Origin of the sequence: Pseudomonas emilianonis (genome assembly GCF_023072625.1) — a bacterium.
Classification (GTDB): domain Bacteria; phylum Pseudomonadota; class Gammaproteobacteria; order Pseudomonadales; family Pseudomonadaceae; genus Aquipseudomonas; species Aquipseudomonas paraveronii.
This window is the reverse complement of the sequence record NZ_JAKNRV010000069.1, coordinates 1-19,347: the sequence shown is the minus strand read 5'-3', so window position 1 is coordinate 19,347 and position 19,347 is coordinate 1. Positions and strand designations below refer to the sequence as shown.

The following is a 19,347-nucleotide window of genomic DNA, read 5'->3' as shown; positions in this document are numbered from 1 at the left end:
CTGCCATCGGCGGAGTTGGCCCCGGCATTGGCGCAACTGCGGCTGGTTTCCCGGCAAACGCTGGCCTTGCTCTGCGGGCATCCGGCCAGCGTCGAGGCCTTTTCCAAGCGCCTGTTCCTGGCGGGGCTGCCGCGCAATCAACTGCTGGCCGATGTGTTCCTGTCCCGGTCGATTGCCGGGCGCTGATGACGCCATCGCAGGCAAGCCCATCACCGTGAGTTGCAAAGCAAAAAGCCCCGCCATTCACAGGGCGGGGCTTTCGTTTTTCAGCGGATCACTCAGACCATTGGGTCGCCAACGTGCAGGATCTTCATGCCGTTGGTGCCGCCGATGGTGTGGTAGCTGTCGCCCTTGGTCAGGATGACCCAGTCGCCTTTCTCCACTACGCCACGCTTGAGCAGTTCGTCGATGGCAGCCTGGCTTACTTGCTCAGGCGGCAACGACGCCGGGTCGAACGGTACGGTGTAGACACCACGGAACAAAGCCGCGCGGGCCTGGGTTTCGCGGTGCGGGGAGAACGCGTAGATCGGCACCGAGGAACGGATACGGGACATGATCAACGGCGTGTAGCCACTTTCGGTCAGGGCGATGATCGCTTTGACGCCAGGGAAGTGGTTAGCGGTGTACATGGCGGCCAGGGCGATGCTCTGGTCACAGCTTTCGAACACTTTGCCGATGCGGTGGCTGGAGGTCTTGCTGGTCGGGTGCTTTTCGGCACCGATGCAGATACGCGCCATGGCCTGGACGGCTTCCAGCGGGTACGGGCCAGCGGCACTTTCAGCCGAGAGCATCACGGCGTCGGTGTAGTCGAGCACGGCGTTGGCCACGTCGGACACTTCGGCGCGGGTCGGCATCGGGTTCTGGATCATCGACTCCATCATCTGGGTCGCCACGATCACCGCTTTATTGTGGCGGCGTGCGTGCAGGATGATTTTCTTCTGGATACCGATCAGTTCGGCATCACCGATTTCCACGCCCAGGTCGCCACGGGCAACCATCACGGCGTCGGACGCCATGATCAGGCCGTCGAGGGTTTCGTCATCGGCCACGGCTTCGGCGCGTTCGATCTTCGCCACCAGCCAGGCAGTGCCGCCAGCTTCGTCGCGCAGCTTGCGGGCGTATTCCATGTCGGCGGCGTCGCGCGGGAAGGACACCGCGAGGTAATCCACTTCCATTTCGGCGGCGAGCTTGATGTCGGCCTTGTCTTTTTCAGTCAGGGCCGGCGCCGTCAGGCCACCACCGCGACGGTTGATGCCTTTGTGATCCGACAGCGGGCCGCCGATGATCACGGTGCAGTTCAGTTCGGTGACGCTGGCGGTGTCGACTCGCATGACCACGCGGCCATCGTCCAGCAGCAGTTCGTCGCCGACGCCGCAATCCTTGACCAGGTCCGGGTAGTCGATACCCACGACTTGCTGGTTGCCTTCGGTCAGCGGGTGGCTGGTGGAGAAGGTGAACTTGTCACCGATCTTCAACTCGATCCGCTTGTCGGTGAATTTGGCGATACGGATTTTCGGGCCTTGCAGGTCACCCAGCAATGCGACGAAGCGACCATGCTTGGCGGCCAGCTCACGCACCAGCTTGGCGCGAGCCTTGTGCTCGTCCGGGGTGCCGTGGGAGAAGTTCAGACGGGCAACGTCCAAACCAGCCAGAATCAGCTGTTCGAGGACTTCCGGCGAGTTACTGGCCGGGCCAAGGGTGGCGACGATTTTGGTGCGACGGACGGACATGCACAGACTCCTGAGTTCAAGCGCTGGGGAAGGCTACTATGCTCTTTGGTTGTAGTCATTGTTCGTTTGCACTACTTATCGGTGATTCGCTTTTCGCTATGATTGATTAGATGAACATCCTTGAAGATTTTTGACGAGGGGTCGATACACTGCACGAGACAGGAGAACCCTCATGCGAATTTTGCTCATTGCTGCCCTGGCCGTCAGTGTTGTCGGCTGTACCCGTTGGTCGATGGACCACCATTTGAACAACGCCTACCGTGCGTATGGGGTCGGTGACTGCGAGCGCGTCACCCTGGAATTGTCCCAGGTCGACCGTGAAAGTCGCACTCGGCGCTATGTGCAGCCGGAGGTCTCGATGTTGCGCGGGCAGTGCCTGGAGCGGCAGAAGCTGTTCGTCGACGCGGTGCAAACCTATCAGTTCATCATCAACCAGTATCCGTCCAGCGAGTACGCCTACCGGGCCCGCGCGCGCCTCGACACCCTGCAGCAACTGGGGCATTACCCCGGTGCGAGCGTTGCGCAGCCACGTCCTGCGTCGTTGTGATGATATTTGTCATTCTATAACTGGCTCGTCACCAGTCTTGGGCTATTCTTTGAACGTTCGTTTGTACAAGTTTGTGTTCGAGCGGATGGAATACTTGGGGTTGGCAAGCGGTAGAGTGGCAAAGCGCTAGCTGTTGTCGCACCGATCTCCAGGGAGAGCGGGGGGTGTTAGGCCCGTTCCGAATCACTGGCGCGGCCAGAGTTATGGCCAATGGATGGCGATATCAGCATGTTTACCAACCGACGAATTGAGCGGCATCAATTGTCTTGTTTCCTGCAAGTGTTCAACAGGCTTACGGACAAGCCTATTGGATACTTGGGTAACGTCTCTGCAGAAGGGCTGATGTTGATCAGTCAATTGCCGATGATGGTCGACGCGGAGTTCGAGCTGCGCTTGAAGATTCCCACGGCTGGCGGCGATTTCCAGGCAGTTGATTTCACGGCGACCTGTTTATGGAGCCACGAGGACATCAATCCCCAGCATTACGACTCAGGCTTCAGTGTGGTTGAGGCGCCTGCCGAATACGGCCAACTGATCAATGCCTTGCTGCGATACTTCAGTTTTGACCCCTTACAGGCGTCCGCTTAGACATTGCGCGCAGTCGCCCCGACTTGGGTGTGGCGACCCTCGCCGGGGTGTGTGCTGCTTTCACAGTACGCCGGCTTTTTTCCAGCCCAGGTAGCGTGTCACCAGAGCGGCGCCCAATTCCGAGGGCGGCGTATCCAGTACCGACAACCCGTGAGCGCTCAGGCGGTCATGCAGTTCGTCGCGTTGATTGAGGTAGTCGACGGCGCCGCTATAGGCCAGCGCTTCGGGCAGGGTTTGCACGGGCGACAGGCGCAGTTGGTCGAGTACTTCTTCACGCAGGCTGGCGACCAGTACCCGGTGTTGCCGGCTGATGCGTTTGACCGCCGTCAGTAACGCTTCATCGTCCTCATCCCGCAGGTTGCTCACCACGATCACCAGCGCCCGGCGTTTCTGCCGAGCCAGCAGTTGGTTGGCCGCGGCCTCGTAGTCGGCCGCGCGTCGGGTGGTGTCCAGGTCGTAGACGGTGTTGAGCAACAGGTTCAACTGCCCGGTGCCCTTGACGGGAGCCAGGTAGCGCGGCTGGTCGCAGGCGAAGGTGCATAGCCCGACCGCATCGCCCTGGCGCAACGCGACGTAACTGAGCAGCAGGCAGGCGTTGAGGGCGTGATCGAAGTGGGAAAGTTCGGCATCCTGGCTGCGCATGCGCCGACCACAATCGAGCATGAACACGATCTGCTGGTCGCGTTCGTCCTGGTATTCCCGGGCGATCGGCGTGCGTTGGCGCGCGGTGGCTTTCCAGTCGATCTGCCGCAGGCTGTCGCCCTCCCGAAACTCGCGCAGTTGATGAAACTCCAGCCCCAACCCCCGCCGTTGGCGCTGACGCACACCCAACTGGCTCAACCAGTTATCCACACCCAATAGCTGTGCGCCATACAGACGGGCGAAATCCGGATAGACCCGGGTCGCATCGCTGACCTCGACAAAGCGCCGCGCGGACCACAACCCGAAGGGGCTGGGCAGGTGAAGTTCGCAACGACTGAAACAGAAGTGGCCACGCCGCAAGGGGCGCAGCCGATAGCCCAGTTCGCTGCGCTCACCGGGGCGCAGTTCGATGGACTGCGGCATGTTTTCCATGCTCAGGCCGTCGGGGACGTGATCGAACACCCGTACAGTCATTGGCTGTGGGTAATCGTGTTCAAGCGTCAGGCGTACTTCGCCCCAGCGAGCCAGTGCCAGGCTGCCGGGCATCTGCCGTTGTACCCGTGGGGACGGACGGCGGCGAAGACGCATGGCGTCCAATAGCGCCAGCAGGAACAGGGCCAGCAGCAGGCCCCAGGCTACCGAATGCAGGCTTTCGGGCACCCGTAGCTGCAACGCCTGTGCAGTGCCCAGGAGGATATTCAGGCCCAGCAGCACGCCGAGCCAGGTCAACAGCAGACGGGTCGGCTTCATGGAGGGTTCATTGCCGAGGTGCCGGAATCTGGTCCAGCAGTTGTTGGAGTACCTGATCCACTTCCAGTCCGTCGATATCCAGTTCGGGGGCGATGCGAACCCGATGACGCAGCACCGCAAGGGCGCAGCCCTTGATGTCGTCCGGGGTGACGAATTCGCCCCCGCGCAGCAAGGCGCGGGCTCGGGCGCCGCGCACCAGGGCGATGGAGGCACGTGGGCCGGCACCGATAGTCAGCCCCGGCCAACTGCGGGTGGCTCGTGCCAGGCGCACGGCGTAATCGAGCACTTGCTCATCCAGCGCCAGTTCGCTGGCGATCTGTTGCAATTGCAGCACGTCCTCGGCTTGCAGCACGGTGCGCAGCGGCTGTACGTCGAGCATGTCGGCCCGAGATGAGCGCGTGACTTCGCGCACCATCTCCAGCTCTTGCTGGGAATCAGGGTAGTCCATGCGCACCTTGAGCATGAAACGGTCCAGCTCTGCCTCGGGTAGCGGGTAGGTGCCTTCCTGCTCAATAGGGTTCTGGGTGGCCAGCACCATGAACGGTTGGCCGATGGGCAGCGCTTCACCCTCAAGGGTGACTTGGCGCTCCTGCATGGCTTCGAGCAAGGCGGCCTGAGTCTTGGCCGGCGCTCGATTGATCTCGTCCGCCAGCAACAGGTGGGTAAATAATGGCCCCTTGCGCAGCTTGAACTGTTCGGTGTGCAGGTCGTACACGGCGTGGCCGGTGACATCGCTGGGCATCAGGTCCGGCGTGAACTGGATGCGTGCAAAGTCGCCGCCAAAGCAACGGGCCAGGGCCCGCACCAGCAAGGTCTTGCCCAGGCCGGGTACGCCTTCAAGCAGCACGTGGCCGCCGGCGATCAAGGCGGTGAGTACGTCATCGATCACCTGGTCCTGGCCAATCACCGCCTTGCGCAGTTCAACGCGCAAGGCTTGGGCTTGGCGGCTGGCGTGTTGCAGGGTGTCGGTGGTCAGGGCAGTGGCCGTTGGAAGTTCGCTCATAGGGCATTCCTGAGAGTTTGCAGGCACGCCACCTGGCGGCTGAAATCGGCGCTGGAAAGCCGTTTTGCCGCAAGTGGGCCGAGGGCCTGGCTGATCACGTGAGAGGGTTGGCGCGTCAGGTGTTCAAGCACCTGCCACTGTTCTGCGGTGTCGAGGTGTTCAAAGCCTGGGTGATGACGCCGGGCGGCGCGCAGGATATCGCGCTGCAATGCGTGTAACAGGGGACCCTGGCCGCTGCGGCGCAGCAGGAAGTCGGCGCTGGCCTCCAAGTGTTCCTGCAGTTGCCGGCGTGCCTTGGGCGCTGGCGCCTGGATCGGGCCTTGGCGTATACCGGCCTGCCAGAGCGCCAGGGCGATCAGCGCGGCGAGTGCCGCCAGCGCCTGGGGGAAATAGCGCATCAACAAGGTGAACAGATCGTCCACGTCGCTGTTGAACAGCAGGGTCACGTCCGTGCCTTGGTTCAGGTACCACAGCAGCCAGGCGTTATCGTGTTTGCCGATTCCCGGGGTTTTCCATAAGTCGCTGTCGGTGACTACTGTCACACTGCCTTGCCCGAGATTGAGTTGCATCAGGTGGCTGGACTTGGCGCTGTTGGCCGAAAACTGGGCCAGATGCTTGGGATCTGTGAGATTGAAGTCGGTATCGAAGCTGAAATACGCCGGGGCCGTTTCATTGTCGACATAGAGTTTGGTCAGGTCTGGCCCTTTCTTTTTGCGTGCCGGAGCGAGTTGGTCGGGTTCGTCGCTCAAGGTCTGGTGGATGTACAGGCGATCGAGCAGCAGGTCGCCGCTTTTATCTGTTGCTTCATCCCACAGCGCTTCGGCCACCACCAATAGGTGGCCACCAGACTTTGCCCAGTCCAGCAGTTGATCCACCTGGCGCGGGGTCATGTTGCCGCGTTCGGCCAGCAGCAACAGGCTGCGATCTTTTGGGGGCAGATCGGACAGTCGTTCAAGGCCGTTGGCGTGATCCACCACCAGGCCTTGCTCGCGCAGAAAGTGTTCGGCCGCCAGGTAGGGATTGCCCAACGCCTCCGGTGAAGGGCCTCGATCCACGACTTCGTCATAAGGAATTGCCTTGTGCCACACGTACAGGCCGCCCGCCCCCAGCAGGCATGCGAGCAACAACCCCACCCACAACAATGGCCGGTTCATCGGGCTGCTCCCGGGTTGAACAGGGCGCGCCAATCGCTGCACAGTTGCTGCTGTACCGCTGCGGGAGGAAGGCGGTGCCCGTAGGCAAGGTTTTGCCAGTGCCGGGTCAGTTCATCGCTGAATGCCTGCAGTTGCGGTTGTTGCAAGCGCTGAACGCGTTTCAGTACCTGGCCTTCGGTGTCGGCGTTTTTCAGTGGCAGGTTGAAGTCGTGCAGTAACCGGCTGAGCAGCCCGCGATACAACAGGCCCAAGGCTTCCCTGGGGTGCGTGGGCCATAGTTGCTCGGCGGTGCTGGCAATGTCAGCTGGCAGGGTTTCGGCGCCCAGTTCCAGGCCGAACAATTGCGTGGGTACCGGTTTGGCGAGCTTGGGTTTGCGTGGCCCGCGTCGGCTGACAAAGGTGTGCAGCCACTCGCGATAACGCCAGATCAACAGGGCCACGCCGCCCGCCAGCAAACTCCACAACAGCAGCTCGAGGCCTTGGGCGAGGTGCTTGAAGGTGTTGCTGTTGAAGTTGTCCAGGAGTGCTTGCAGCCAGGCCGGTAGCTTGCCGTCACCGTGTGCCTTGGGCTTGACGTTGGTTTTTTCGTCACCGAAGCGATAGCGGGTCACGGTTTCCGGATTTTTGAACGGTGGCTTGTCCAGCAGCGCCTTGATCGATTGGCTGGCGGATTGGGGGGTGACTTGCCGGATGGGGGCCGAGTCATCGGCCATAGCGGGCCGGCCCAGCGGCAGCAGCATCAGCCCGATTACCAGCAGTACCAGTGGCGCCACGCTGCTCAGTCGCTGACGCAGGCGGCGAAAGGCCAGTTCCAGGTCCCACGCTTCCAGCACGGTGCGGCGGTTGAGATACAGGCTGAAACCGCAGGCGACGTAGATCGGTTCCCAGAACACCAGGACCAGCGCGTAGAAGGCGTTGCTCAGGTGTTCCAGCCACAGCCCCTCCGGGCCTGTCGCCAGCGCCAGCCGCTGCCAGTCCCAATCCAGTTCAACCTGCTGGGGGATGAATAGATAGAACAGTGCCATGCAGCCGAACCACAGGCCGATCTCTAGGTGTACACCGAGGGTGGTTAACCAGCGCGCCGCGCCGGCGTTGTGTTGCTGCAGTACGCCCAGGCGCTTTTGGCGCGCCTTGCCATCCAGGCCTTCGAGTTGGCTGACCGGCATTAAAAAGCTGCGGCTCAGGCTCAGTCGCCGCCAGGTCAGGCTAGCCAGGAGTTGGCCTTTGAGCAGGCGCGGCCAGTGACGCACGGCCTGCTTGAGGCTTGGCGTCTCGCCAAACAGGGCCTTGGACAGGATATACAGGGGCAAACGGTCGAAGGCCGGCTTCAACCACCAGAATACGAACATGGCCGTGGACGGGTATTGCCACAACAGAACGCTAAGCACGATGAATATCGGCAGGCTCACCAACGCCCAACTGGTCATCAGCAGCAGTCGATGTTCCTGGGCCATTAACACGCCCAAGTCCATGGCTTCCCATGACGTTCGAGGACGAATCACCACGCTGGCATCACTCAGGCGCATGGCGAGTCCGTCCGGCAAAGGTCAGGTAGGTGGCCACCAGTAGCCAGAGTCCGGCGCCCACCAGGTATTTGACCCAAGGCGCGATCGCGGTGGAGGAAGACCAGTAGGCTTCGATAAATGCTGCGATCAGCAGGAACAGCATGACGCCGCAGAGCATCTGCACGCTTTTACGCGCCGCCAGCCGCAGGGATTCCCCGCGTGTCAGGTGCCCCGGAGCGATCAACGCCCAGCCCAACTGCAAGCCTGCCGCGCCAGCCAGCGCAATCGCGCTGAGCTCGAAGGCGCCATGGCCGATGACAAACGACCAAAAGGTCTGGCCGTAGCCGATTTCAGTGAGATGCCCGGAAATCGCGCCGATGATCAGGCCGTTGAAAATCAGAAAGAACACGCTGCCCAGGCCAAACAGCAAGCCGGCGGCAAAGGTCTGGAAGGCGATGCCGATGTTGTGCATCACGTAGTAGCCGAACATCATCCAGTCTTCACTGGATGCACGTTCGGCGACGCGGCCCAGGCGACTGGCGTCGGGGTCATACATGCTCTGCATCTCGGCCACCTGCTGGGGGCTGACGATGCTGTAGATCAGTTCGGGAAACAGGTACACCAGCAGCGCAATACCCACCAGGCTGCCGAAGAACAGCAGGCTGGCGATCAACACGAAGCGCCACTGTTCACGTACCAGCCGGGGGAAATCGGCCAGCAGGAAACTCAATACGTTCGCCGCCAATTGGCTGCGGTGGCGGTAAAGCTGTTGGTGGCCGCGCAGGGCCAGTTGTTGCAGCGGGTCGACCAGGTAACTGCTATAGCCGCGCTCCTGAGCCAGGGCCAGGTGCTGGCACAGGCGCCGATAGTGATGAGGGAAGTCAGCCAGCTCTTCGGCCTTGGCCTTGCCTTGTTCCAACTGCGTCAGTTGTTCGGCGAATGCTTGCCATTGGGGCTGGTGACGACTTTCGAACAGGCTCTGTTTCATGTCGGCCCCAGCAAACCACGGGCCACGCCGTTGAGCTGCTCGACGGCGCGAGCCGGGGACACCTGCAGGGGCGTGGCGAGGATCGAGGCCAGTTCCTGCACTCGCTCGGCGGACAGTTCGCCCTGGCGCTCGGCGAAATTGAGAATGGCGCGCTGTTCGCTCAGCTCCAGGGCAAATGGCAGGCGCAGGGCAGGGGCCTGCGGCACCCTTGGGCGTGCCAATGGTAGTTCGCGGTAGACCACCAATGTGCCGGCCGCCAGATCGCCGAGCCGTTTGAAGTTAGGATGCTGCAGGCAACTGATGGCGCCGAGAAAGTAGCCGAAAGGCAGCATGTCGACAAAGCGCAGCAGGTTGCGGATGAGTGAGGCTGACCAGCCGATGGGCGTGCCGTCATCCTGTACCACGCGCAAGCCCATGACTTGCTTGCCCGGCGAGCAGCCCTGATTGAGTACTTCAAACAGCACCATGTACCACCAACTGACCAGGAACAGCAGCAATGAGCCCAGCCCTATGCCGATATTGCCGAGCAGGGCCAACGGAACCAGCAGGATGCCCATGAGCAGCCCGCGCGCGCCCAGGTCGAAGGCGAAGGCCAGTACACGTGGTAGCAGGCCGGCCGGGCGCAAGGGTAGGTCGATGCCCTCCGGGGTCTCGATCTGGTAACGGGTATCCAATGGAGCTGATGGCATCGCGATCCTTGGCAGCGCAGGGCGGTTGGAAGATACGGATGCTAGCAGTGTCGGTGAGGGAAGCAACCACTCAAGGTTTTGCTGGATGTTTATACAGTTCATATGGCTCTGGCCTCAGGCACCTTCCAGCGCCTAGACTTCGTCGATCTTCAGCACAGGAATAGACCGTGACCACTCTTTTTTGGTACGACTATGAAACCACCGGTATCAACCCGCGCAGCGATCGCCCCCTCCAGGTCGCCGGTATTCGCACCGACGTCGACCTCAACGAGGTTGGCCCGCCGGTCAATCTGTATTGCCGTCCCAGCGACGATATCCTGCCCCATCCGGCAGCCTGTGCGATCACCGGCATCACCCCGCGCATACTGGCGGAAAAGGGCTTGGCCGAAGCCGATTTCATGACGCGGGTACATGCCGAACTGGCGGCTCCCGGTACCTGTGGGGTGGGTTACAACACCCTGCGGTTTGACGATGAAATGACCCGTTACAGTCTTTATCGCAATTTCTTCGACCCTTATGCGCGCGAATGGCAGGGCGGTAACAGCCGCTGGGACTTGATCGATGTGGTGCGTACCGCCTACGCGCTGCGTCCGGAGGGGATCGTCTGGCCCGAGCAGGATGGGCGCGTGACGCTCAAGCTCGAGCGTTTGACCGACGCCAACGGTATCGCCCATGGCCAGGCCCACGATGCGTTGTCCGATGTGCGCGCGACCATTGCCTTGGCCCGATTGGTCCGTGAAAAACAGCCCAAGCTGTACGACTGGCTATTCCAGTTGCGCAGCAAGCAACGGGTGATGGATCAGGTGCGGCTGTTGCAACCGATGGTGCATATATCCGGGCGTTTTTCTGCCGAGCGCCATTATCTGGGTGTCGTACTGCCCCTGGCCTGGCACCCGCGCAATCGCAACGCATTGATCGTCTGTGACCTGGGCCTTGATCCGCAGGGGCTGCTGGATCTCGACGCCGATACCTTGCGTCAGCGCCTCTACACCCGTCGTGATGATCTGGCCGAAGGCGAGTTGCCGGTACCGCTCAAGTTGTTGCATATCAACCGCTGCCCGGTGGTGGCCCCATTGAATGTGCTGCGGGCGCAAGACCGTGAACGGCTGCAATTGGATATGGACGCTTATCAGGCACGGGCGCTGCGGCTAACTGACGCACAGGAAGTTTGGCGCGACAAGTTAGCGGCGATTTATGCCGAGGAGGATTTTGCGCCGAGTTCGGACCCGGAGCAGCAGCTCTACGATGGTTTTATTGGTGATCGCGACCGTCGTTTATGCGAACAAGTCCGCGCGGCAGAGCCGACGCAATTGGCGCGGCAGCAGTGGCCCTTTGATGATCAGCGGTTGCCCGAATTATTATTTCGCTACCGTGCGCGCAACTTTCCTGAAACCTTGAATAGCGAGGAGCAACAACGCTGGAAACTTTTCTGTCAACAACGCTTGTCAGATGGTGAATGGGGCGCCCCCAATACCTTGGAAGCATTTAAACGGGCGCGTAATGAGTTGGCTGTTAGTGCCACACCGTTTCAGTGCCAGGTGCTGGATCAATGGCAGGAGTATGCCGACTCTTTAGCCGCTCGGCTGAATCTGTAGCCGGGTAATTGCAGACTATTCAGACAATAAAAAACGCCAGCAAGCTGGCGTTTTTGTATATCGCGTATCAGGCGAGAGCCTGGCGAGGCTTAGCCCAGCAGGGTAGCCCAACCTTCAACCACGTCACCGCCCCACTTGGCTTTCCACTCTTTCAGAGTCTTGTGGTTGCCACCTTTGGTTTCAATCACTTCGCCGTTGTGCGGGTTTTTGTATTGCTTGACCTTGCGCGCACGCTTGGTGCCGGTAGTTTTTACGGCGCCGCGCGGTGCTTTAACTTTCGACTCTGGGTCCAGCAGCGCGATGATGTCACGCAGGGATTTGGAGTATTCGCCCATCAGGGTACGCAGTTTGCCTTCGAATTCCAGCTCGGTTTGCAGTTTGTCGTCTTGGGACAGATTCTTCAAACGGGCTTGCAGCTCTTTGATAGCTTCTTCGGTGGCACGGTATTCGTTGATCAGGGACATGTGAACTACCTTATGTAGAGCGCTGATTGGCAGGGATAGTGGCCAATAATAGTCAGGCTATTTCCCCAAGTAAACATTTAAGGGGATATTTATGTGAATTACTTTGAATGTTTGTGGCAAATCTAAGCAAACGAGTTAATTGGTAGGGGGGATGGCTAAAGATAACCTGCTTAATTTCCGCTAACTGCCTGAGCTTGCCGATGCGCATGCATATAGCGGTGGTAAAACCTTACGCCATTAAGCGGTGTGGCCAGGGCGAGGGCAGAATAAGCGTCAACGGATACTGCAGTTTTTCTGCGTAATCGCTAGAATGGCGACCTTTGCGAAGTTCTGGAGTTTTCCCCTAATGCGCACTTTTCGGCTGGTGATTGCTTGCCCGGACCGGGTTGGCATCGTTGCCAAAGTCAGTAACTTTCTGGCCTCCCACAACGGCTGGATCACCGAGGCGAGCCATCACTCGGACAATCTCAGCGGTTGGTTCTTCATGCGCCACGAGATCCGTGCCGATACGCTGCCCTTTGGTCTTGAGGCCTTTCGCGAGGCGTTTGCGCCGATCGCCGAAGAGTTTTCGATGATCTGGCACATCAGCGATACCGAGCAGAAAAAACGTGTGGTGTTGATGGCCAGCCGTGAATCCCACTGCCTGGCCGACTTGCTGCACCGTTGGCACAGCGACGAACTGGACTGTGAGATCGCCTGCGTGATCTCCAACCACGACGACCTGCGCAGTATGGTCGAGTGGCATGGCATCCCGTACTACCATGTGCCGGTCAACCCGCAGGACAAGGAACCGGCGTTCGCCGAGGTGTCCCGCCTGGTCAAGCAGCACGAAACCGACGTCGTGGTGCTGGCGCGCTACATGCAAATCCTGCCGCCGGAACTGTGCCGCGAATACGCCGGCAAGGTGATCAATATTCACCACAGCTTCCTGCCGTCGTTTGTCGGTGCCAAACCGTACCACCAGGCTTCCCTGCGTGGCGTGAAGTTGATTGGCGCAACGTGCCATTACGTCACCGAAGAACTGGATGCCGGCCCGATCATCGAGCAGGACGTGGTGCGTGTCAGCCACAGCGACAGCATTGAAGACATGGTGCGTTTCGGCCGTGATGTCGAGAAGATGGTCCTGGCCCGTGGCCTGCGCTATCACTTGGAAGACCGCGTTCTGGTTCACGGCAATAAGACTGTGGTGTTCTGATCAACGCGTTTTGATTGAAGAATGAAGGGCCTGGGCGTTAAATCGTTCCAGGCCTTTTTTCATTGATCTGCCATCAGGACAAGCCCATGACCGACCCACTCGATAAAGCTACATCCAGGGCGCCCGCTACGTTGGGCGAGGGGTGTCTGAGTCGCTATGATCCGGATGTGCTGGACGCTGAGGACGGTACTGACTTTCCTGGGGCTGCCCAATTGTGGGATGAGTTGCAGAAACGGCCTGCTTCCCCTGAAACAGACGCTTGGGCTGCGGCTTGCCGAGCATCAGCAGAAACATCGGCTCGCCGGCCAGTAGATAGAAGCGTCACCGCCCGCCAGATCAAAATCGCTGCCGCTGCGTTGGGTCACGCTGCTCAAACGTTCGCCGGCCAGGTTGGCGATTTCGACGCTGTCGAGGCTGTGGCGCTGGCTTTCGCTCATGGTGCTGACCGCGTCCCGGGCGCCGACTTGCAGTTCCTCAATCATCTTTTGCACCTGTTGTGCCGACTCCTGGGCGGCGGCCCCCAATTGGTTGATGGCGGCGGCGACACTGTTGGTGCGGTTGGCCTGCTCGTCGGAGTTGATCATCGATGAGTTGGAAGCACTGACCACCCGCAGGGCTACTTCATTGACTTGCCCGGTGGCCGAGGATACTTCGCGGATCGACGTATGAGTTCGCTCTACGAAACGGTTGAACGCATTACCCAGGATGCCGAATTCGTCGTGATTCTGGATGGTCAGGCGGCGAGTCAGGTCACCCTCGCCATCGGCGATGTCCTGCATGGCGCGGGTCATCACGTGCAGCGGTTGCATCAGTACTCGGATCAGCATGCCCAGGAGCGCGATGATGATCACCACGGCGATGCTCTGGCTGCCTTTGGCGCTGGGGCGATGGCAATGATCAATTGCCCCGTCGCGGCATTGATATAGGGCTCGGTCAGGGCAGAACCATTAATGGCAGCGTCAAAAAAGGTGTGCTACTTCTGGTGATAGCTCTATCGGGCGCTGTAAGAACTATCTGACCTATTTTTAGACTTTGTGGGTCTCACATTTATCTCTATCGACCTGGCGGCATGAAAAATTAACCATGGGTGACGAAATGCCTGACTCCACGCAACTGCTTATCGGCGCCGGCCTCGACGGCCAGCCCATCGCCCAGGCCATGCGCCTGGCCAATCGTCACGGGTTGATTGCCGGTGCCACCGGCACCGGCAAGACCGTCACCTTGCAACGTTTGGCGGAAGCCTTCAGCGACGCGGGCGTGGCGGTATTCGCCGCGGATATCAAGGGCGACCTTTGTGGTCTCGGCGCTGCAGCCAACCCCCAGGGCAAGGTGGCCGAGCGCATCGCCGGCATGCCCTTCCTGAATTACACAGCCAAGGCGTATCCGGTCACGCTGTGGGATATCCACGGTCAGTCCGGTCATCCATTGCGCACCACGATCAGTGAAATGGGCCCGTTGTTGCTCGGTAGCCTGTTGGAGCTCACCGACAGCCAGCAGTCAGCGCTCTATGCCGCGTTTAAGGTTGCGGACCGTGAAGGCCTGTTGCTGCTGGATCTCAAGGATCTCAAGGCGCTGCTCAACCACTTGCGCTATAACCCGGAACTGCTGGGTGAAGATGCGGCGCTGATGACCACCGGCTCCAGCCAGGCGCTGTTGCGGCGCCTGGCGGTGCTGGAGCAGCAGGGCGCCGAAGCGTTGTTCGGCGAGCCGGCGCTGCAGCTTGAGGATATTTTGCAACCTGCCAGTGATGGTCGTGGGCGTATCCACTTGCTTGACGCCAGCCGCCTGGTACACGAAGCGCCCAAGGTGTACGCAACCTTCCTTTTATGGCTGCTGGCAGAACTGTTCGAGCAGTTGCCCGAGCGCGGCGATGCAGACAAACCGCTGCTGGCGCTGTTTTTCGACGAAGCGCATTTGTTGTTTGCCGATACGCCCAAGGCCTTGCAGGACCGCCTGGAACAGGTGGTGCGATTGATTCGCTCGAAAGGCGTGGGCGTGTATTTCGTCACGCAATCTCCGGGGGACTTACCTGACAGCGTACTGGCGCAACTTGGCTTGCGTGTCCAGCATGGCCTGCGCGCATTCACCACCAAAGAGCAGAAATCACTGCGCGCGGTGGCAGACGGTTTTCGGCCCAACCCGACATTTGATGCCTTGTCGGTCCTGACAGAACTGGGCACCGGTGAAGCACTGGTGGGCACTTTGCAGGAAAAGGGCACGCCGGAAGTCGTCCAGCGCGTGCTGGTCGCACCTCCGCAATCGCGGATCGGGCCGCTCAGCGACGCCGAACGGGTCGCGCTGGTCGCCAGTTCGCCGTTGCAGGGTCGCTATGACAAACCGGTTGACCGGGAGTCGGCCTATGAAGTGCTGATGGCGCGCAAGGCGTTGGGCCCGGCCGAAGAAGCCCAGCCTGTGAGCGATGAGCCGAGTTTTACCGACAGGGCCGGGGCGTTTCTCGGGACTGCGGCCGGCAAGGCGCTCAAGTCAGCCATGCAACAAGCCGCCAATCAGATGGGGCGCCAATTAGTGCGCGGCTTGCTGGGGTCGTTGCTGGGCGGCAGCAAGCGCAAATAGGGGGTCAGGCTTTTGGCTTGGCATGGGCGGCCAGCCGCTCCAGCGCCGCGCGCAAGCCCGGATCGCTGATACCGTCGGCCGTTGCCTGAATGGTTTCGGCCGCGTTCGCCGATAAATCCATGGTGTGCCCCGCAGCGCCTTGCGGAACGGTCGGCGGCTGCACCTTGAACTGGATGCGCGTCAGGCTGGCGAACTCGTCAAATGCCATCAACTGCCGCTGCAAGCGTTTTTGCTGATAGCGCAAGCGTGTTGCCCAATGGCCGTCTGTGACAATAAGCAGCAGGTTGCCCTCGCGCCACGAAGCGACATGGCAGTGTTCCCGTGCCGCCGGTTGCAATTGGCTTTCTACCAGGCGTTGCAGATGGCCCAAGCGCTGCGCATGGCTGAAGATGGCTTTCAACGGCTTGGCTTCGCGAAGCAACACGCTGGGGGCGCGGGCTGTAAGAGGGCGAAACGCCATGATCAGACACCTTAGGTAACAGAGCCGCCATCTTAGCAGAAACCGCCTGTGGACCCCCAGGCAATGCATTTGCGGGGCTTTGCCCGCAAAATCAATGCCCTCCATGGGTTGAAGTTCCGGTAAAAGCCCTTATTTTAAATAAGCCCTCTCACGGGCTCATGCCTGCATTGGGGAACAACGCCACTTTCCTCACCCACGATTCCGGGTAGAATGCGCGTTCGCATGCGCCCGTGAGGGCTGCTCGGGCCACTCACGGTGCGCCCTCCATCCCTATGTGTGGAAGAACCTGCCGATATGTTTGCGCCTTTGTTAAAGAAACTTTTTGGAAGCAAGAATGAGCGCGAAGTTAAACGCATGCTCAAGACGGTGCAGCTGGTCAATGCCTTCGAAGAGCAGATGGTTGCCCTTTCGGACGAGCAATTGCGCGCCAAGACCCAAGAGTTCAAGGCCCGCATAGCCAAAGGTGAAACCCTCGACCAGCTGCTTCCCGAAGCCTTTGCGGTCGCCCGTGAAGCCGGTAAGCGCGTAATGGGCATGCGCCACTTCGACGTGCAGTTGATCGGCGGCATGACCTTGCATGAAGGCATGATCGCCGAAATGCGCACCGGTGAAGGCAAGACTTTGGTCGCAACCCTGGGTGTTTACCTCAACGCACTGTCCGGCAAGGGCGTGCATGTGGTGACGGTGAACGACTACCTGGCCCGCCGGGACGCCAACTGGATGCGCCCGCTGTATGAATTCCTCGGCCTGACCGTCGGCGTCGTGACGCCGTTCCAGCCACCGGAAGAGAAGCGTGCGGCTTATGCTGCCGACATCACCTACGGCACCAACAACGAATTCGGTTTCGACTACCTGCGCGACAACATGGCGTTCAGCATGGAAGAAAAATTCCAGCGCGAACTCAACTTTGCCGTGATCGACGAAGTCGACTCCATCCTCATCGACGAAGCCCGTACCCCGCTGATCATCTCCGGCCAGGCCGAAGATAGCTCGCGCCTGTACACCGAGATCAACAAGTTGATCCCGCGCCTTGAGCAGCACATCGAGGAAGTGGAAGGCGTGGTGACCAAAGAAGGTCACTTCACCATCGACGAGAAGACCCGCCAGGTCGAACTCAACGAAGCCGGTCACCAGTTCGTCGAAGACATGCTGAGCCAGATCGGCCTGCTGGCCGAGGGCGAAAGCCTGTACTCGGCACACAACCTGGGCCTGTTGACCCACGTGTATGCCGGCTTGCGCGCGCACAAGCTGTTCCATCGCAACGTCGAATACATCGTCCAGGACGGCCAGGTCGTCCTGGTTGACGAACACACCGGTCGTACCATGCCGGGTCGTCGTCTGTCCGAAGGCCTGCACCAGGCCATCGAAGCCAAGGAAGTGCTCAACATCCAGGCCGAAAGCCAGACGTTGGCGTCCACCACCTTCCAGAACTACTTCCGTCTGTATAACAAGCTGTCCGGCATGACCGGTACGGCCGACACCGAAGCGTTCGAATTCCACCAGATCTACGGTCTGTCGGTGATGGTTATCCCGCCGAACAAGCCGCTGGCGCGAAAAGACTTCAACGACCTGGTGTTCCTGACCGCCGACGAGAAATACGCTGCCATCGTCGCCGACATCAAGGAATGCATGACCCAGGGCCGTCCGGTGTTGGTGGGTACTGCCACCATCGAAACTTCCGAGCACATGTCCAGCTTGCTGAACAAGGAAGGCATCGAGCACAAGGTTCTCAACGCCAAGTTCCACGAAAAAGAAGCCGAGATCATCGCCCAGGCCGGTCGCCCAGGCGCGCTGACCATCGCCACCAACATGGCCGGTCGTGGTACCGACATCCTGTTGGGCGGCAACTGGGAAGTGGAAGTGGCTTCTCTGGACAATCCGACCCCTGAGCAGATCGCCCAGATCAAGGCCGACTGGCAGAAACGCCACCAGGCCGTGCTGGAATCCGGCGGCTTGCAGGTGATCGCATCCGAGCGTCACGAATCGCGCCGTATCGACAACCAACTGCGTGGTCGTGCCGGTCGTCAGGGTGACGCCGGTTCCAGCCGTTTCTACCTGTCCCTGGAAGACAGCCTGATGCGCATCTTCGCCTCGGATCGGGTGAAGAACTTCATGAAGGCGCTGGGCATGCAGTCCGGTGAAGCGATTGAGCACCGCATGGTGACCAACGCCATCGAGAAGGCCCAGCGCAAGGTCGAAGGCCGTAACTTCGACATTCGTAAGCAACTGCTCGAGTTCGATGACGTCAACAACGAACAGCGTAAAGTGATCTATCACATGCGTAACACGTTGCTGGCCGCCGACAACATTGGCGAGACCATCGCCGATTTCCGTCAGGACGTGCTCAACGCGACAGTCAGTGCGCACATTCCGCCGCAGTCCCTGCCAGAGCAGTGGGATGTTGCCGGCCTGGAAGCTGCGTTGAAGAGCGACTTCGGTGTCGACTTGCCGGTTCAGCAGTGGCTGGACGAAGACGATCACCTCTACGAAGAGACGCTGCGTGAGAAGTTGATGGCCGAATTGCTGGCCGCGTACAACGAGAAAGAAGAGCAGGCGAGTGCCGAAGCGCTGCGCACCTTCGAGAAACAAATCGTACTGCGCGTGCTGGACGATCTGTGGAAAGACCACCTGTCGACCATGGACCACCTGCGTCACGGTATCCACCTGCGTGGCTATGCCCAGAAGAACCCGAAGCAGGAGTACAAGCGCGAGTCGTTCACGCTGTTCTCCGAACTGCTGGATTCGATCAAGCGCGATTCGATTCGCGTGCTGTCCCACGTTCAGGTGCGTCGCGAAGACCCGGTCGAGGAAGAAGCGCGCCTGCGTGAGGAAGCCGAGGCACTGGCGGCGCGCATGCAGTTCCAGCATGACGAAGCGCCAGGTCTTGAGGCACCTGAGGAATTGGGCGAAGAGGTCGATGTGGCCCTGGCTCAGACCCCGGTGCGCAACGAACAGAAGTTGGGCCGTAACGAGCTGTGCTGGTGCGGCTCGGGCAAGAAGTTCAAACACTGCCACGGCGAAATCAACTAAGATTTTCGCCTGACGCTGCAACACCCCGCGCCGCGACCGGCATCAGCCGTCGCGGCGTTTTGCCATTAATTCCCACCGTCGAACGCGACGGCACAGACATCATCTATTTTTAAGGAGCGCATTCATGGCTGTTGGTCTTGGTCCTTTGCCCACATTGCACCCGGTTGCCGGTTTTGAACTCGGTATCGCTTCGGCCGGCATCAAACGCCCGGGGCGCAAGGATGTCGTGGTGATGCGCTGTGCTGAAGGCTCGACCGTCGCCGGTGTGTTCACCCTCAACGCCTTCTGCGCAGCGCCGGTGATCCTGGCCAAACAGCGCGTGGCCGGCCCGATTCGTTACCTGCTGACCAACACCGGTAATGCCAACGCTGGCACCGGCGAGCCGGGCCTGGTCGCCGCCGCGCGTACCTGCGCCAAACTGGCGCAACTGGCC

16 protein-coding genes and 3 pseudogenes are annotated in these 19,347 nt (G+C 60.3%); 8 read left to right on the top strand and 11 right to left on the bottom strand.

The annotated features are described in order from the left end of the window. Positions 1-186: pseudogene (locus L9Z73_RS10215) on the top strand (iron-sulfur-binding ferredoxin reductase); the annotation flags it as partial. Between the two features lie 92 nt (positions 187-278). On the opposite strand, the gene pyk reads toward L9Z73_RS10215, so the two are convergent. Then, positions 279-1,730 (bottom strand): pyruvate kinase, encoded by a 1,452-nt coding sequence (pyk, locus tag L9Z73_RS10210; RefSeq protein ID WP_247399672.1) that lies wholly within the window; start codon positions 1,728-1,730, stop codon positions 279-281. Between the two features lie 172 nt (positions 1,731-1,902). Here pyk and L9Z73_RS10205 point away from each other — a divergent pair, with 172 nt between their 5' ends. Together L9Z73_RS10205 and L9Z73_RS10200 are read left to right on the top strand one after the other, a co-directional pair. Further along, positions 1,903-2,277 carry a tetratricopeptide repeat protein gene (locus tag L9Z73_RS10205; RefSeq protein ID WP_247399671.1) on the top strand — a complete coding sequence of 125 codons (375 nt, stop codon included), beginning with the start codon at positions 1,903-1,905 and terminating at the stop codon, positions 2,275-2,277. 228 nt (positions 2,278-2,505) lie between these two features. Beyond that, positions 2,506-2,865, top strand: a complete 360-nt coding sequence (locus L9Z73_RS10200; RefSeq protein ID WP_247399677.1) for a PilZ domain-containing protein — start codon at positions 2,506-2,508, stop codon at positions 2,863-2,865. 60 nt (positions 2,866-2,925) lie between these two features. Here L9Z73_RS10200 and L9Z73_RS10195 read toward each other — a convergent pair whose 3' ends face one another. The 6 genes from L9Z73_RS10195 to L9Z73_RS10170 are packed head-to-tail and all read right to left on the bottom strand — an operon-like array spanning position 2,926 to position 9,596. After that, positions 2,926-4,257, bottom strand: a complete 1,332-nt coding sequence (locus tag L9Z73_RS10195; protein WP_247399669.1) for a DUF58 domain-containing protein — start codon at positions 4,255-4,257, stop codon at positions 2,926-2,928. Between the two features lie 7 nt (positions 4,258-4,264). Further along, positions 4,265-5,260 carry an AAA family ATPase gene (locus L9Z73_RS10190; protein WP_247399667.1) on the bottom strand — a complete coding sequence of 332 codons (996 nt, stop codon included), beginning with the start codon at positions 5,258-5,260 and terminating at the stop codon, positions 4,265-4,267. Continuing rightward, complete coding sequence (locus L9Z73_RS10185) at positions 5,257-6,414, bottom strand: DUF4350 domain-containing protein (RefSeq protein ID WP_247399664.1); 1,158 nt, start codon at positions 6,412-6,414, stop codon at positions 5,257-5,259. The genes L9Z73_RS10190 and L9Z73_RS10185 overlap by 4 nt, the downstream gene beginning before the upstream one ends. Continuing rightward, a complete protein-coding gene (locus L9Z73_RS10180; protein ID WP_247399662.1) occupies positions 6,411-7,940 on the bottom strand; it encodes a DUF4129 domain-containing protein in 1,530 nt (509 codons plus the stop codon). The genes L9Z73_RS10185 and L9Z73_RS10180 overlap by 4 nt, the downstream gene beginning before the upstream one ends. After that, positions 7,927-8,907 (bottom strand): stage II sporulation protein M, encoded by a 981-nt coding sequence (locus L9Z73_RS10175; protein WP_247399660.1) that lies wholly within the window; start codon positions 8,905-8,907, stop codon positions 7,927-7,929. The genes L9Z73_RS10180 and L9Z73_RS10175 overlap by 14 nt, the downstream gene beginning before the upstream one ends. Further along, positions 8,904-9,596 carry an RDD family protein gene (locus tag L9Z73_RS10170; protein WP_247399658.1) on the bottom strand — a complete coding sequence of 231 codons (693 nt, stop codon included), beginning with the start codon at positions 9,594-9,596 and terminating at the stop codon, positions 8,904-8,906. The genes L9Z73_RS10175 and L9Z73_RS10170 overlap by 4 nt, the downstream gene beginning before the upstream one ends. A gap of 167 nt (positions 9,597-9,763) precedes the next feature. On the opposite strand from L9Z73_RS10170, the gene sbcB reads away from it, so the two are divergent. Continuing rightward, positions 9,764-11,191, top strand: coding sequence for an exodeoxyribonuclease I (gene sbcB, locus L9Z73_RS10165; protein WP_247399656.1), 1,428 nt, complete (start codon positions 9,764-9,766; stop codon positions 11,189-11,191). Positions 11,192-11,280: 89 nt separating this feature from the next. Here the strand turns inward: sbcB and mvaT are convergent, their stop codons facing one another. Beyond that, a complete protein-coding gene (mvaT, locus tag L9Z73_RS10160) occupies positions 11,281-11,655 on the bottom strand; it encodes a histone-like nucleoid-structuring protein MvaT (RefSeq protein WP_005790963.1) in 375 nt (124 codons plus the stop codon). A 346-nt stretch (positions 11,656-12,001) separates the two neighbouring features. Between mvaT and purU the strand changes: the two genes are divergently transcribed. Further along, positions 12,002-12,850: a formyltetrahydrofolate deformylase gene (purU, locus tag L9Z73_RS10155; RefSeq protein ID WP_247399654.1), complete on the top strand. Its 849-nt coding sequence runs from the start codon at positions 12,002-12,004 to the stop codon at positions 12,848-12,850. 234 nt (positions 12,851-13,084) lie between these two features. Here the strand turns inward: purU and L9Z73_RS31425 are convergent. Together L9Z73_RS31425 and L9Z73_RS10150 are read right to left on the bottom strand one after the other, a co-directional pair. Then, a pseudogene (locus tag L9Z73_RS31425) lies at positions 13,085-13,205 on the bottom strand (TIGR00374 family protein); the annotation flags it as partial. Then, positions 13,198-13,737, bottom strand: a pseudogene (locus L9Z73_RS10150) (HAMP domain-containing protein); the annotation flags it as partial. The pseudogenes L9Z73_RS31425 and L9Z73_RS10150, both read right to left, overlap by 8 nt. Positions 13,738-13,945: 208 nt before the next feature. Between L9Z73_RS10150 and L9Z73_RS10145 the strand changes: the two are divergent. Then, a complete protein-coding gene (locus tag L9Z73_RS10145) occupies positions 13,946-15,424 on the top strand; it encodes a helicase HerA-like domain-containing protein (RefSeq protein WP_247399675.1) in 1,479 nt (492 codons plus the stop codon). A gap of 4 nt (positions 15,425-15,428) precedes the next feature. On the opposite strand, the gene L9Z73_RS10140 is transcribed toward L9Z73_RS10145, so the two are convergent. Then, a complete protein-coding gene (locus L9Z73_RS10140) occupies positions 15,429-15,884 on the bottom strand; it encodes a DUF721 domain-containing protein (protein ID WP_017847108.1) in 456 nt (151 codons plus the stop codon). A 294-nt stretch (positions 15,885-16,178) separates the two neighbouring features. Between L9Z73_RS10140 and secA the strand changes: the two genes are divergently transcribed. Both secA and L9Z73_RS10130 read left to right on the top strand, forming a co-directional pair. After that, entirely contained in the window at positions 16,179-18,914 is a 2,736-nt protein-coding gene (gene secA, locus L9Z73_RS10135; RefSeq protein ID WP_247399652.1) for a preprotein translocase subunit SecA, read from the top strand. A 124-nt stretch (positions 18,915-19,038) separates the two neighbouring features. After that, positions 19,039-19,347, top strand: a 309-nt coding sequence (locus tag L9Z73_RS10130; RefSeq protein ID WP_247399636.1) for a bifunctional ornithine acetyltransferase/N-acetylglutamate synthase, incomplete at its 3' end; no start/stop codon positions are given.